17 protein-coding genes are annotated in these 13,016 nt (G+C 64.7%); 6 read left to right on the top strand and 11 right to left on the bottom strand.

The annotated features are described in order from the left end of the window. The first annotated feature begins 32 nt into the window (after nt 1–32). Entirely contained in the window at nt 33–791 is a 759-nt protein-coding gene (gene ubiG / locus P8Q88_RS09205) for a bifunctional 2-polyprenyl-6-hydroxyphenol methylase/3-demethylubiquinol 3-O-methyltransferase UbiG (protein WP_278323554.1), read from the top strand. Here ubiG and P8Q88_RS09200 read toward each other — a convergent pair. Continuing rightward, on the bottom strand, nt 772–1,095 hold the full coding sequence (locus P8Q88_RS09200) for a hypothetical protein (RefSeq protein ID WP_278323553.1): 324 nt from the start codon (nt 1,093–1,095) through the stop codon (nt 772–774). The genes ubiG and P8Q88_RS09200 overlap by 20 nt on opposite strands. A gap of 138 nt (nt 1,096–1,233) precedes the next feature. Between P8Q88_RS09200 and P8Q88_RS09195 the strand changes: the two genes are divergently transcribed. Continuing rightward, the gene (locus P8Q88_RS09195) at nt 1,234–1,401 is read left to right on the top strand and encodes a hypothetical protein (RefSeq protein WP_278323552.1); all 168 of its coding nucleotides are present in this window, start codon (nt 1,234–1,236) and stop codon (nt 1,399–1,401) included. Here P8Q88_RS09195 and P8Q88_RS09190 read toward each other — a convergent pair. The 4 genes from P8Q88_RS09190 to P8Q88_RS09175 all read right to left on the bottom strand — a co-directional run bounded on the left by P8Q88_RS09190 (nt 1,395) and on the right by P8Q88_RS09175 (nt 3,679). Next, nucleotides 1,395–1,742, bottom strand: a complete 348-nt coding sequence (locus tag P8Q88_RS09190) for an arsenate reductase (protein WP_278323551.1) — start codon at nt 1,740–1,742, stop codon at nt 1,395–1,397. The two genes, P8Q88_RS09195 and P8Q88_RS09190, sit on opposite strands and share 7 nt — an antisense overlap. 39 nt (nt 1,743–1,781) lie before the next feature. After that, nucleotides 1,782–2,171, bottom strand: a complete 390-nt coding sequence (locus P8Q88_RS09185) for a hypothetical protein (protein ID WP_278323550.1) — start codon at nt 2,169–2,171, stop codon at nt 1,782–1,784. 16 nt (nt 2,172–2,187) lie between these two features. Then, on the bottom strand, nt 2,188–2,652 hold the full coding sequence (gene ruvC / locus P8Q88_RS09180) for a crossover junction endodeoxyribonuclease RuvC (protein ID WP_278323549.1): 465 nt from the start codon (nt 2,650–2,652) through the stop codon (nt 2,188–2,190). A 280-nt stretch (nt 2,653–2,932) separates the two neighbouring features. Further along, nucleotides 2,933–3,679, bottom strand: coding sequence for a YebC/PmpR family DNA-binding transcriptional regulator (locus tag P8Q88_RS09175; protein WP_278323548.1), 747 nt, complete (start codon nt 3,677–3,679; stop codon nt 2,933–2,935). Nucleotides 3,680–3,750: 71 nt separating this feature from the next. On the opposite strand from P8Q88_RS09175, the gene P8Q88_RS09170 reads away from it, so the two are divergent. After that, on the top strand, nt 3,751–4,506 hold the full coding sequence (locus tag P8Q88_RS09170; protein ID WP_278323547.1) for a CPBP family intramembrane glutamic endopeptidase: 756 nt from the start codon (nt 3,751–3,753) through the stop codon (nt 4,504–4,506). 1 nt (nt 4,507) lies between these two features. On the opposite strand, the gene P8Q88_RS09165 is transcribed toward P8Q88_RS09170, so the two are convergent. The 3 genes from P8Q88_RS09165 to P8Q88_RS09155 form a co-directional block, all read right to left on the bottom strand. Beyond that, nucleotides 4,508–4,855 carry a heavy metal-binding domain-containing protein gene (locus P8Q88_RS09165; protein WP_278323546.1) on the bottom strand — a complete coding sequence of 116 codons (348 nt, stop codon included), beginning with the start codon at nt 4,853–4,855 and terminating at the stop codon, nt 4,508–4,510. 56 nt (nt 4,856–4,911) lie between these two features. Then, nucleotides 4,912–5,148 carry a DUF2312 domain-containing protein gene (locus P8Q88_RS09160; protein ID WP_090477501.1) on the bottom strand — a complete coding sequence of 79 codons (237 nt, stop codon included), beginning with the start codon at nt 5,146–5,148 and terminating at the stop codon, nt 4,912–4,914. Between the two features lie 78 nt (nt 5,149–5,226). Next, nucleotides 5,227–5,541: a DUF1244 domain-containing protein gene (locus P8Q88_RS09155; protein ID WP_278323656.1), complete on the bottom strand. Its 315-nt coding sequence runs from the start codon at nt 5,539–5,541 to the stop codon at nt 5,227–5,229. A gap of 49 nt (nt 5,542–5,590) precedes the next feature. Here P8Q88_RS09155 and pyk point away from each other — a divergent pair, with 49 nt between their 5' ends. The 3 genes from pyk (at nt 5,591) to P8Q88_RS09140 (ending at nt 7,870) form a co-directional block, all read left to right on the top strand. After that, nucleotides 5,591–7,057, top strand: coding sequence for a pyruvate kinase (gene pyk, locus P8Q88_RS09150; protein WP_278323545.1), 1,467 nt, complete (start codon nt 5,591–5,593; stop codon nt 7,055–7,057). Between the two features lie 201 nt (nt 7,058–7,258). Beyond that, nucleotides 7,259–7,642, top strand: coding sequence for a hypothetical protein (locus P8Q88_RS09145; protein WP_278323544.1), 384 nt, complete (start codon nt 7,259–7,261; stop codon nt 7,640–7,642). Nucleotides 7,643–7,678: 36 nt separating this feature from the next. Then, complete coding sequence (locus tag P8Q88_RS09140; protein WP_278323543.1) at nt 7,679–7,870, top strand: hypothetical protein; 192 nt, start codon at nt 7,679–7,681, stop codon at nt 7,868–7,870. Here P8Q88_RS09140 and P8Q88_RS09135 read toward each other — a convergent pair. The 3 genes from P8Q88_RS09135 to P8Q88_RS09125 are packed head-to-tail and all read right to left on the bottom strand — an operon-like array spanning nt 7,845 to nt 12,869. After that, nucleotides 7,845–9,137 carry an NADH:flavin oxidoreductase/NADH oxidase family protein gene (locus P8Q88_RS09135; RefSeq protein WP_278323542.1) on the bottom strand — a complete coding sequence of 431 codons (1,293 nt, stop codon included), beginning with the start codon at nt 9,135–9,137 and terminating at the stop codon, nt 7,845–7,847. The genes P8Q88_RS09140 and P8Q88_RS09135 overlap by 26 nt on opposite strands. Before the next feature lie 11 nt (nt 9,138–9,148). Further along, nucleotides 9,149–10,498 (bottom strand): glutamate--tRNA ligase, encoded by a 1,350-nt coding sequence (gltX, locus tag P8Q88_RS09130; protein WP_278323541.1) that lies wholly within the window; start codon nt 10,496–10,498, stop codon nt 9,149–9,151. A 40-nt stretch (nt 10,499–10,538) separates the two neighbouring features. Then, the gene (locus tag P8Q88_RS09125) at nt 10,539–12,869 is read right to left on the bottom strand and encodes a putative bifunctional diguanylate cyclase/phosphodiesterase (RefSeq protein WP_278323540.1); all 2,331 of its coding nucleotides are present in this window, start codon (nt 12,867–12,869) and stop codon (nt 10,539–10,541) included. Nucleotides 12,870–13,016 lie beyond the last annotated feature (147 nt).

The following is a 13,016-nucleotide window of genomic DNA, read 5'->3' as shown; positions in this document are numbered from 1 at the left end:
AATAGCCGGGTAACGGCTGCTAGCCACAGCGCATGAGCGATGCAACCGCAAGCCCGCAAAGCAAATCTAGCCGCGGCGCAACAATCCGGCCCGAAGAGGCCGCCCATTTCGGCAAGCTGGCCAGAGACTGGTGGGACCCCAAGGGCTCGTCGGCCATGCTGCACCGGCTCAATCCGGTCCGGCTGGCCTTCCTGCGCGAGGCGATAGACGTTCATTGGGCGGGCGATGTCGAGGCGCGCCGGCCGCTTGACGGCAAGGCCGCGCTCGATGTGGGTTGCGGCGCGGGCCTGCTATGCGAACCCCTCGCCCGGCTCGGTGCGGATGTCACTGGCGTGGACGCCGCGCCTGAAAACATAGCTGCGGCAGCAATCCACGCCGATGGGACCGGGCTCGACATTCGCTACATCGCAGGCGAGATCGGGGCGCTCGACCTCGGGACATTCGACCTCGTCACAGCGATGGAGGTGATCGAACACGTGGCGGACAAGCCGGCCTTCCTGGCAGCCCTTGCGGACAAGCTCGCCCCAGGTGGCCTGATGGTCCTGTCCACTCCCAACCGCACCCCGCAATCGCGCATTCTCATGATCGGCGCGGCGGAGGGCATCGGGCTCATCCCCCGGGGAACGCATCATTGGGACGATTTCGTCACTCCCGACGAACTCGACGGGCTGATGATCGAAGCGGGCCTTGTCATGGGCAAACCGCGTGGCATCGGCTTTCGCCCCGACAAGGGCCTTCACCTGACCGACGACCTGGCGCTTAATTACATCGTCACCGCCCGGAAGGCCTGACGAAGGCGCGGCGGTCGAGCGCACACGCCAGCAGGAATACCGCCAGCGCGACAGCCACCGGCAGGCGGTAGCTTTCGCCACTATCGCCCGCAATCCATGCCACCAGGACGCCTGCCTGCCCCGCCGCGCCTAGCGCCACGCCCCAGCAAATGTACCGGGCCGCGGCAATCGCGCCCACGGCTGCGCAGGCGCTCGCCAGGGTGACTTGCAGGAACACCGCATTGGCGAGTGCTTCGGGAGACAGCGCGGCGACGACGATCAAGCCGAGCGCGAACAGCGACCACAGCAAGGCCAGAGCGCGCAAGACCCATCGCATCGAACGCCGAGGCTGGGCCTCGCCCGTTTCGGACCCGTTCATGCAAAGCTTGGACGGATGGTTACCGCTGCCGCAAGCACTGGCATTAGCGGTTTTTTAAGGCCCGAATCGGTTATTCTACGTGCCATGATCAAGAAGCTACTCCTCGCAACCGCGGTGGTGATCGGCCTGGTCTACGGCTCGGGCAGCGATCTCTCGTCGGTCAAACGATCGATCAAGAGCGCGACGAACGAGAACGCGCGCACGGTCACGGCCGGTTCGCATGACGGCTGGGGCGCCGACAGCGGCTACTGAAGCGCTGCCGACCACGCGGTCTCGTCAAAGCCGACCAGCAACCCGCCCTCGTGTTCGACCACGGGGCGTTTGATCATGCTGGGATTGGCCGCGAGCAGCCGGACGGCCTTTGCCGCGTCGATGCTGGCCTTCTCGTCCTCGGGCAATTTGCGGAATGTCGTGCCGCGCCGGTTGAGCACGGTATCGACCCCTTCCGCTTCGATCCATGCCGCGATCCGGGCCGGATCGGCATCTTCCTTCTTGTAGTCGTGAAAAATGTAGTCGAGCCCCTGCGCGTCCAGCCATTTTCGCGCCTTCCTGACCGTGTCGCAATTGGGAATGCCGTAAAGGTGGATGGCCATAGCGTTCGCTCCCTATGTTGAGTTCTTGCGAGGCGGTTCTTAGGCGGCAGGCGGCGCGGCCACTCCGATCGCCTGCATGATAGCGGCCTGCGCCAACATAACGACAAGCCAGTGAAAGGCGACCGAGGCGATACGGCCTGCCTTCACCCCACCGGCGCCGAGCGTCACGACGAAGGCGGGCATTACGAACCCAACCCAGATGATGAATGCACTGCCCAGCGCCATGGTCCAGGCCCCTGCCTGCGATGGCGCGAGGATCAGCGCACCTGCGAGGATTGCGGCCAGCCAGAATTCCGCCAGCGCGCCCACCAGCAGGACGCGCGCGGACGGCCTCTGCCCACCCGAGGCACGAACCCACGCTAGACCAATGGCGAGGCCTGCCATCGTCGCGGCAAGGATCGGAAAGATGTTCTGGACGATATAGATCATCGGCTGCCTCTCCTCATCAGGCGATATGTGCGTCGGCGATGGCGACTGCTAAAGCATCGGCGGCGTCCGCACCGGCGATTTCAGCGCCGGGGAGCAGGATCTTGAGCATCGCCTGAACCTGCGTCTTGTCGGCCCCGCCGGTGCCCACGACCGCCTTCTTGACCAGCCGAGCGGCGTGTTCGTTCACATCAAGCCCTGCCGTACCGCAGGCCGCCAGCACGGCCCCGCGCGCCTGCGCCAGCTTGAGTGTCGATTGCGGGTTCTTGTTGACGAAGATCTCCTCCGCCGCCGCGCGATCGGGTCGGTGGGCGGCAATGACGTCGGCCAGTGCCGCCTGCAACGCCGCGAGGCGCTCGACCATCGGGGCCTTGGCGTCTGTCGGGACCTGGCCATTGGCGACATGCGCGATGCGCGAGCCTTCCGCACGGATCACGCCCCAACCGGTGCAGCTGAGCGAGGGATCGAGGCCGAGGATGATCATGCCTTGCGATAGCTCACGACAATCCGATCAGCCAGCCGAGGCGCCACGCGATCGCCAGCAGGAAGCACGCTCCCAACACCGCGGCAATCGCCCAATCGCGCATGGTCGTCTCCTGATTGTCGGGTGCGCCTTCGACATCCGTCGAAGGCTTGCGGCTGTTCCATCCCGCTCCCCCACCCGGCCACCCAGGGCACCATATTGTTTGGGTGGCCGGGTGGGGGAGCGGGACGGCACAGTAAGGTCGGGACGGATGTCCCGACCGCACTCAACGAGAACCTTCTCACCCCTCCAGCTTGTCCATCACCTCGTCGGAAATGTCGTAATTCCCCCAGACGGTTTGTACGTCGTCGTCATCGTCGAGTGCGTCGATCAGCTTGAGCAGCGTTGAAGCGTTCTTCTCGTCCATGTCGACGGTGAGATTGGGCTTCCAGGCCAGCTTGACCGTCTCCGCCTCGCCCAGCGTCTTCTCGAGGTCGCTCGACACCTGGTGCAGGTCTTCCGCTGCAGTCCAGATCTCGTGACCGTCATCGGTCGAAGTGATGTCCTCGGCTCCGGCTTCCATGGCCGCCTCCAGAACCTCGTCCTCGCTGCCAGCGTCCGCCGGGTAGATTATCAGGCCGAGCCGCTCGAAGCCGTGAGCCACGCTGCCTTCGGTGCCGAGGTTGCCGCCGTTCTTGCTGAAGGCGGTGCGGATGCTGGTGGCCGTCCGGTTGCGGTTGTCGGTCAGCGCCTCGACGATGATCGCGCTGCCGCCCGGGCCATAGCCTTCGTAGCGCACTTCCTCGTAATTCTCGCCATCCTGCGCGCTCGCCTTGTCGATGGCGCGCTGGATATTGTCCTTCGGCATGGACTGCGCCTTGGCCGCATTGACAGCCAGGCGCAGGCGCGGGTTCATGTCCGGATCGGGCATGCCCATCTTGGCCGCGACGGTGATTTCGCGGGATAGCTTGGAAAACATCGCGCTGCGCTTCTTGTCCTGCGCGCCCTTGCGATGCATGATGTTCTTGAATTTGGAATGGCCTGCCATGGTGTCGCTTTTCGCGTTGATCGTGGTGGAATGTTTCTCGCGAAGAGAATCTCGGGGGTGGCCTTAGCCGCATGGATGCAATCACGACAAGTGCCGGTGGCGCGCTCGCGCCTGCCAAGACGACCATGGGGGAATGGCGCCAGTTCTTCGCTTTCCTGAAGCGCCCGGCCCTGCCGCCGCGCGCGCCGATGCCGCGCGCCGCCACCCTGCTGGCGACCCTGCGCATGCTGCTGCTCGATTTCGCCGTGATGGCCGCGCTGCTGAGCATCGCGGGCATAGTCATGGCGACCGGCGTCGACCTGCCGGAAACCGCCTTGGCGGGCATGGAAATCACGACCGCCATCATTGTCGCGGCGGTCATCGGGGCGCCGCTGCTGGAGGAAATCGCCTTTCGCGGCTGGCTCTCCGGTCGGCCGGGCCATGTGCTGGCCTGCGTCCTGCTGTTGATCTGCGCTTTCGGGCTGGCGCAAGCGGGTGCAAGTGAAAGCGCCGCCGCTATCGCCGGCATCGGCATGCTGGCCGCAATCGTCGCAGCAGTGGTGGCAATCATTCTGCTGCGCAAGCGCGATGCGATGGGCTGGTTCCAGCGCGTCTTCCCAGGGTTTTTCTGGCTCAGCACGCTCGGCTTTTCGCTGGTGCACCTGTTCAATTTCGAGCCTGCACAAATGGCGATGGCGCTGCCGCTGGTCCTGCCGCAATTCGTGACCGGTGCGATCCTCGGCTATGTGCGCGTGCACTACGGCCTGTGGGCAGCAATCCTGCTGCACATGCTCCACAACGGACTGTTCATCTCGCTGGTCGTGATGGCCAGCGAGGCGGCGGCTTAGGTCAGACTTTCACAGCGGTGCCGCTGGCGCTGACCATCAGCATCGAGCCGGTATCGCCGATCACCTCGTAATCGAGGTCGATGCCGACCACGGCATTCCCGCCCCGACTGGCCGCTTCGGCCTGCAATTCCTGGATCGCCTGTTCGCGCGCATCGGCCAGGATGCGCTCGTAACTGCCCGAGCGCCCGCCCACGATATCGCGGATATTGGCGAAGAGGTCGCGGAACAGGTTGGCGCCCACGATGACCTCGCCGGTGACGATCCCGAGATAGTCTTGGATCGGCTTGCCTTCGATGGTCGGGGTGGTGGTCACGATGACGCCGCGCGCGTCCTTCCAGGGTCCGGGCATGTCAGTCTCTCCTGTCTGCAAGGTGTATTATGCAGATAGAACGCGCGCGCGCATTATCAACCCATGCCGAGCGCGGCCTTGTAGGTGTCGAGGATGGTTTCCTGCTCGCTGCGCTCGTCCGGCTTCATCTTCCGCAGGCGGATGACCTGGCGCATGATCTTGGTATCGTAGCCGACCGCCTTGGCCTCGGCATAGACGTCGCGAATATCGTCGGCGATGCCCTTCTTTTCTTCCTCGAGGCGTTCGATGCGCTCGATCAGCAGGCGCAGGCGGTCGTCGGTGGCTTCTGCCATCACTTATTACTCCGGTGTGTGAGAATCGGTCGAGCGCTCGATAGCCGCAGCGTGCCAGCGCGTGAAGGCGACCTGTGGCTAACCCTGTGCGTTTTTCGCGATGCTGGCTTCCATTCGCGCCAGCTGCTCCTCGGTCGCCGGGCTCTGGCGCGTGGCCTTCCATTCGTCCTGCAGCATGCCGTGAATGAGCTCGCGCGCGGCGGCCTTGTCGCCCGCGTAGCCAGCATCGCGAATCCAGTCGGCGAGGCAGTTGCGGCAGAAGCCGGCCAGTCCCATCAGCTCGATATTCTGCGCGTCGTGGCGATGGCGCAGGTGGCGCACGAGCCGGCGGAAGGCCGCAGCCGCAACGTCATCGGGCAGGTCGTCGAGCGTGTCGGGCGCATTCGTAGTCATATCGCTATCGTCCTTGCTTTGTCGCATGGCGGTGCCATAGGCGATTTTCATGGCCATTTCCGCCCCCAAGCTCGATCCACGCGGCCGCAAGGTCAAGATCCTCGCAACCGTGGGACCCGCTAGCCGCTCACCCGAAATGCTTGCCCGACTGTTCAAGGCCGGGGTGGACGCCTTCCGCGTCAACATGAGCCATGGCGAACATGCCGATCACGAGACGACCATCAAAGCCATCCGCGCGATGGAGAAGGAATTCCATCGCCCGATCGCGATCCTTGCCGACCTGCAAGGTCCGAAACTGCGCGTCGGCAAGTTCAAGGACGGGCAGGCGGTGATCCGCCATTCGGGCCATTTCACGCTCGACCGCAATCCCGAACCGGGTGACGAGACGCGCGTCGAATTGCCACATCCCGAGCTGTTCGGCCTGCTCGAAAAGGGCCAGCGCCTGCTGATCAATGATGGCAAGATCCGCCTTAAGGTCATCAGTGCCGATGACGAGAAGATCCATTGCTCTGCCGAAGTCGGCGGCGTGATCTCCGATCGCAAGGGCGTGAACGTACCCGATGCCGAAGTGCCCATCCCCGCCCTCACCGACAAGGATCGCAAGGACCTCGCCTTTGCCGTGCAGCAGGGGGTCGACTGGATCGGCCTGTCCTTCGTCCAGCGCCCGGAAGACCTTGCCGAGGCGCGCAAGCTGATGGGCGGCTATGGCGCGCTGTGCGCCAAGATCGAAAAACCGATGGCGGTGCGCCGGCTGGACGAAATCATCGAACTCTCCGACGGTATCATGGTCGCGCGCGGCGATCTTGGCGTCGAACTGGAGCCGCAGGAAGTCCCGCCGCTCCAGAAGAAGATCGTCAATGCAACGCGCCTCAAGGGCAAGCCCGTAATCGTGGCAACGCAAATGCTCGAAAGCATGATCGAAAGCCCCGCGCCCACGCGCGCCGAAGTCTCCGACGTGGCGAATGCGGTCTATGACGGGGCCGATTGCGTGATGCTGTCTGCCGAGACTGCCGCGGGCGACTGGCCGGAAGAGGCGGTCACCATCATGCATCGCATCGCCCGGCAAGTGGAAGGCGACGAGAGCTATCTCGACCGTGTGCGTTTCCTCGACACGCCGCCCGATGCGACCACCGCCGACGCGCTAGCCCATGCTTGCATGACGGTCGCCGACACGGTGTCGATCAGTGCGATCACGGTGTTTACCGGCTCGGGCAGCACCGCGCGCCGCGTGGCCCGCGAACGGCCGAGCGTGCCGATGATGGTGTTGACGCCTAGCATGAAGACCGCGCGCCGCATGGGCCTGCTATGGGGCGCGCATGCCGTTGCCACCAAGGACATCGGCAGCTTCGAGGAGATGATCGCCAAGGGCAAGCGCATGGCCCTGCGTCACGGATTCGGCGTGGCTGGCAGCAAGCTGATCGCCCTGGCGGGCGTGCCCTTCGGCACACCGGGATCGACCAATCTCATGCATGTCGTGACGGTGACGGGCGACGAGCTGGCCAAGCACGGCGATTGAGGAGCGGGATATTGGCTCCGGGATGACTATGGAGTAAGCTGACGGTCGGGAGGGGAGCCTAAGTTTGCTGCCGTCGTCACATCCGGGCCCAGTCTGTTTCGGAACTTTCCCCAGCCGCCGGCGGAGTTCGATCTTCTCGATCCTTCCCCGCATCACTTCGTCACCTATTACAGCCATATCGCCCTGGGTGTGCTCGCGGTTGTGGCGGCATTGGTCGCGCTATATGCGATCAAGGGCAGTTCCCTGCATCGTAGCGCGGGCAAGCTCTACCTGCTCGGCATGGGTGTTGCCGCGCTTACCGCCCTGTTGACCATCACAGTCAATTTCCCGGGTCCGATCATCGTCAATGTGGCTATCGCTCTGTACGCCGGGGGCGGCGCGTATCTGGCGACGCGGCAGAGAAGCCCGGCGGTCCTGCGCGCCGAATGGGTGCTGTTTGGGCTGGGGCTGGTCGCGCTCCTCGGTTTCAGCGCCCTTGCTTCGCGGCAGGTCCTGTCCGGCGCCATCCCGCTGGCCGCTCCACTCGGGGTTGGCGGACCACTGCTTGTCCTCGTCGCACTCGACCTCAACTTCCTGCTGCGCTAAGACGCCTACCGGGCACGGCATCGCATCAGGCGCCATGTGTCGCGCATCGCATGGGTTCTGCTGCTGACAGTGCGCAATCCGGTCAACGAGATGCGCGACGTGATCGGCATCAATCAGGAGATGGTCACTTTCACGCCCTATCTGGTCGCTCTGGCGGTGCTCGCCATCTTCGGCCCGAAGGCGCGGCGCATGGACGGCGCGGTCAGGCCGCGCGGCGTTCCTGCATGATGCGCTTGTTGCGCGCGTCCACCGTGCGGAATGCCTTCATCACCGAAAGATCGCGATCGACCCGGCCTTCGTGCCCGAGCAGCCAGATCTGCTGGTAGAACCAGTAGATGCCGGCAAATCCGCTGATCGCCTTGACCACGCCGAACCGTTTCAGGAAGCCGAGCCAGCCGGGAAGCAAATCGAGATCGTTTTCGTAGCGGGCGAGGTCCGCTGCGCCAGCGAGCAGATCATTGGGCGCGTCGGTATCCACGCATAGCGGCCGGCCGAGGCCGATCACGTCCGCCGCCCCGCTTTCCAGCGCCTGCTCCATTGCGGCGCGGCTGCGGAAGCCGCCGGTGACCATCAGGGGCACGGAAACTTCCGCCTGCATCGCCTTGGCGAAATCGACGAAATAGGCCTCGCGCGCCGCGGTCGAGGGCGCGACGTTCTGCGGTGCTTCATCCTCCTGCCCGGCAACGCCGAGGAGCTTTGGCTGTTCGTAGGTTCCGCCAGAAATCTCGATCAGGTCGACACCTGCTGCCTCCAGCCATTTGACGACCTGCAGGCTGTCGCCGAAGTCGAAGCCACCCTTCTGGAAGTCGGCGCTATTGAGCTTGACCGAAACCGGGAAATCCGGCCCGACCGCTTCGCGCACCGCCGCCACGATTTCCAGCAGGAAGCGCGCCCGGTTCTCGAGGCTTCCGCCATAGTCGTCGGCGCGCAGGTTGACGCGCGGCGAAAGGAATTGCGAGACGAGATAGCCGTGTGCGCCGTGCACCTGCACGCCGGTAAAACCCGCATCCTTGCAGGCTCGCGCAGCGATTGCCCAGCGGTTGACGAGATCGGCAATCTCCTCGCGCGTCAGTGGCACCGGCTGGCCGAACTGGCCGCTTGGGAGCGCGAGCTGGACATCGGAGGATGATTTGGGCTGCGGATTGACCAGCTTCTGCGTCTGGCGCCCGCCATGGCTGATCTGCGCCCAGAAATGATTGCCATTGCGCGTGGCGGCCCTTGCCCAGCTGGCCAGACGTTCGCGCATGTCGGCATCGGGCTCGGCCTCGATCACGACATTGCCGGGCCGTTCGAGATGATCCTTGTCGACGATGATATTGCCCGAGAGCAGCATGCCCGCGCCGCCATCGGACCAGATGCCGTAGAGCCGCTCGAGCTCAGGCGTCGGGCGCCCGTCCGGTGTTGCCAGCCCCTCGGTCATGGCCGCCTTGGAAAGCCGGTTGGGCAGGATCGCCCCGCAGGGCAGATCAAGCCGTGATGCAAGCGATACCGACATTCTCGTGCCCCCTAGCCGTGTGCGGCCGCCTCCAGCCGTTCGCGTGTGCGCGCTTCGCCGATCAGCGGCAGTAGCTCGCCCATATCGGGCCCGTGGTCCCTGCCCGTCAATGCCTGCCGCAGCGGCAGGAACAGCGCCTTGCCCTTGCGCCCGGTCGAAGCCTTCAGGCTGGCGGTGAGATCCTGCCACGGCTGCTCGCTCCATTCGAGCGCATCTGCCGCCTGAGACAGATAGGCGCGATCGTCTTGGGAAAACTCCCGCCGCTCGACCGGGCCGGTCACCACCTGCCACCACTCGACCACCTCGCTCGCCTTTTCGAGATTGGGCCGGATTGCGTGCCATGCCTCGCGCGTGAAATCATCGGGTACGAAACCCCTTACCGCCTCGTAGGGCAACTGATGGACCAGCTGCGCATTGAGGCGCAGCAATTCCGCCTCATCGAACCTGGCGGGGGCGCGCCCGAAAGTGGACAGATCGAATGTCTCGACCAGTGGTGCCATTTCCAGAAAGGGCTCGACAGGCTGGCTCGTCCCCAGCCGCGCCAGCAGCGAAACAATCGCCATCGGTTCGAAACCCTGGGCGCGAAAAGCGTCGCAGCCGAGCGAGCCAAGCCGTTTCGACAGCTTTCCTTCCGTGCCGACCAACAGCGCCTCATGCGCGAACCGCGGCATTTGCTGCGCGGGATATTGTGCAGCAATAAGTGCGGTAAATATCTGAATTTGAACTGCGGTATTGCTGACATGGTCCTCACCGCGCAGCACGTCGGTCACGCCCATGTCGAGATCGTCGACCGCGCTCGGCAACATATACAGCCAGCTTCCGTCTGCCCGGCGAATGACCGGATCGGACAATTGCACAGGGTCGAACTTCTGTGCGCCGCGCACGCCGTCCTCCCACACAATGGCCTCGTCATGATCGAGCATGAAACGCCAGTGCGGCACGATGCCGTCCGCTTCCTTCGCGGCGCGCTCCTCTGCACTGAGTGCCAGTGCGCCGCGATCGTAGATCGGCGGCAGGCCGCGGCCGAGCTGGATCTTGCGCTTGAGCTCGAGTTCCTGCGCCGTCTCATAGGCAGGGTACACCCGCCCCGCCGCCCGCAGCGCCTCGAAAGCCGTCTCGTATTTTTCGAGCCGCTCAGACTGGCGCTCCTCGCCATCCGGGTCGAGGCCGAGCCAGGCGAGGTCGGCGCGGATCGCCTCCACATACTCCTCGCGACTGCGCTCGGCATCGGTATCGTCGATGCGCAGCAAAAAACGCCCGCCCTGTTTTCTCGCGAGCAGCCAGTTGTGCAGCGCAGTGCGGATGTTGCCGACATGGAGCCGCCCGGTGGGCGAGGGGGCGAAACGCGTGATGGTGGTCATGCGCGAGCCGATAGCCGAGCGGGCCCGGCTTTGCGAGCGTTCAGGCGACCTTTCCGCCGCGACGTCGCAAGACCTCTTCGCGCGCCTTGCGATAGTCGACGACAGCCGCGCCTTGATCGCCGAGACTGGTTTCCACGCCTTCGGGACCAGCGAAGACGGTGGCCGGGGCAGGCTCGCAGATCAGATACCCCTGGGCTTCCTGGCACCCGAGCTTGCGCAGAAGGTCCAACTGACGCCGGGTTTCGATCCCCTCCGCCGTCGTCTCCATACCGAGCGCGTCGGCCAGGCGCGTGATGCTGGAGACAATTGCCTGACTGCCGAGATCGTCGCTGATGTGTTCGACGAACTTGCGGTCGATCTTGAGCCTGTCGAACGGGAAGCGGCGCAAATAGCTGAGCGAACTGTAGCCGGTGCCGAAATCGTCCAGCGCGATGCGCGTCCCCAGACCCTTGAGCCGGTGCAGCACTTCGGTAACGCCCTCGCCTTCCTGCATCAGGACATGTTCGGTAATCTCGAATTCGACGCGTCCGGGCGCGATCTGGCTGTCGTGAAGAATCCGGGCAATCTGCGAAACGAGCTGCGGATCGCGAACCTGTGTGGGTGAGAGGTTTATCGCGATGCGGAAATCTCCGGGCCAGCCGGCAGTTTCGGTCAGCGCCTGGCGGATGACCCACTCGCCGATCGGCACGATCAGTCCGGTTTCCTCCGCGATATGCAGGAACTCGGCCGGAGCGATGAGGCCGCGGGCCGGATGATGCCACCGTAGCAGCGCCTCGTAGCCGGTCGTCTTTCCCTGATCGAGGTCCATGACCGGCTGGTAGTGCAGCCGGAGTTCCTCCCGCGCGAGCGCCTCGCGAAGGTCGCGTTCCAGTTCGCGCCGCTCGCGGGCGGCATGGTCGAGCCCGCTTTCGAAAATAGCGAGGCGATCGCGCCCCTTGCGCTTCGCATCGAACAGGGCGAGGTCCGCGCGGCGAACGAGCTCGGCTGCGTCGGATTCTCCATCGACGCATCGCGCAATGCCGACACTGGTGGTCACGCGATGCAGGCGTCCGTCGATCTCGAACGGTTCGCGAACCGCGGCGAGGAAGCGGTGGGCACGCTCGATCAGCATGCCCATTCCGGCACGCGTTTCGATCAGGATGGCGAATTCGTCACCGCCCAGCCGCGCGACCATATCCTGTGGTCGCACCTCCGCTTCGAGACGGCGGGCGACTTCAGTCAGTACCGCATCTCCCGCCAGATGCCCCCCCGTGTCGTTGACCGCCTTGAAATCGTCGAGGTCGAGGCAGAACAGCGCCACATCGCCGCGCGCCCGGTCGTCGCCGCGCAGCACCCCGCGCAGCCGCTCGTCGAAGCGATGGCGGTTGGCGAGCCCGGTCAATTTGTCGAAATGCGCCATGAAGGCGATCTGTTCTTCGGCCTTGCGGCTGTCAGTCACATCCCGGGCGACGCCACTCATGCGTCCGTCCTCGCGCGGATGGGCGGTCAGACGCCAGAACCTGCGCGATCCGGCAATCGTGAGTTCGAGCAGCAAGTCGCGGAATGGCGCCCGCTCGGCGAGATGGCGGGAGAACTGGTCCCGGTTCTCGCAGGGCCGGAAAAGTGCAGCGAAGGATTGCCCCTCGAGCGCGGCCGGCTCGCAGCTCAAGGCGGTCGCGAGGCGGGGACCCACGTCGCGCAGCGCACCTTCGCCGTCGGTGGTCCAGAGCCAGTCGGACGTATGCTCCTGATAATCGTTAAGGAGCATCCGGATCGTGGCTTCGCCATCGCGGCGTTCGGTTTCGGTCCGGACCGTCGTCTTGAAGTTGCGTTCCTGCAACCAGACCGCGACGAGCAGCACCCCGCCGCACACGCCGATCAGAAGGAAGGTGGGCCAGCCCTGCGGACCGGCAATCGACCACACCGTCCATGCAAACGATGCCGACAGCCCGACGATGTGGAAACTCGCCGCCTTTGGGCTGCTGCGGTCGGCGATCAGGACAGCGCAATAAACCGCCGTCGCGACGATCCCGAGCAACGCCATCTCGCGCGGTTGGGCGACCGGACCGACGAAAGGAAAGATCGCCATCCAGGCACAGGTCACCGCGCATTGCGACACGCCCACGGCGGTCCACCGCCGCCGCAGCTGGTCCATCGGCGCAGTCGCGGGATTGAAGCCTGCGAACAGCGTTGCGAGCAGCACCACCAGAACGAACTGGATGGCAGCCCAGGCAAGCAACAGCAGGGGCGAGACATCGTCAGCGAAAACATAGGCAAGGACGAAGATTGCGAAGAGCGATGGCAGCAGGAGAATGGCGGCGCCGTTGCGCGAATCGCGCAACCGCCATTGCAGCGCCAGCCGCTCTTCCGCCTTCTCGCTCTGCTGTCTCATAGAGATCTCAAGCGCGCCACCTCGTGCCCCCCCGGACGTCAGCCAGTTTCCCCGCCGGGTGGCACTATGCGACAGTTTTCCACAGAATCCAACACTCTCGCGCTCAGGCAGCAGCCGCAGACCACGAAAAAGCCCCGCGGACTAGGC

Origin of the sequence: Qipengyuania marincola (assembly GCF_029688625.1) — a bacterium.
Taxonomy (GTDB): Bacteria; Pseudomonadota; Alphaproteobacteria; order Sphingomonadales; family Sphingomonadaceae; genus Qipengyuania.
Note: the sequence above shows the minus strand (reverse complement) of the source record. Positions and strands in the feature narration are given on the sequence as shown.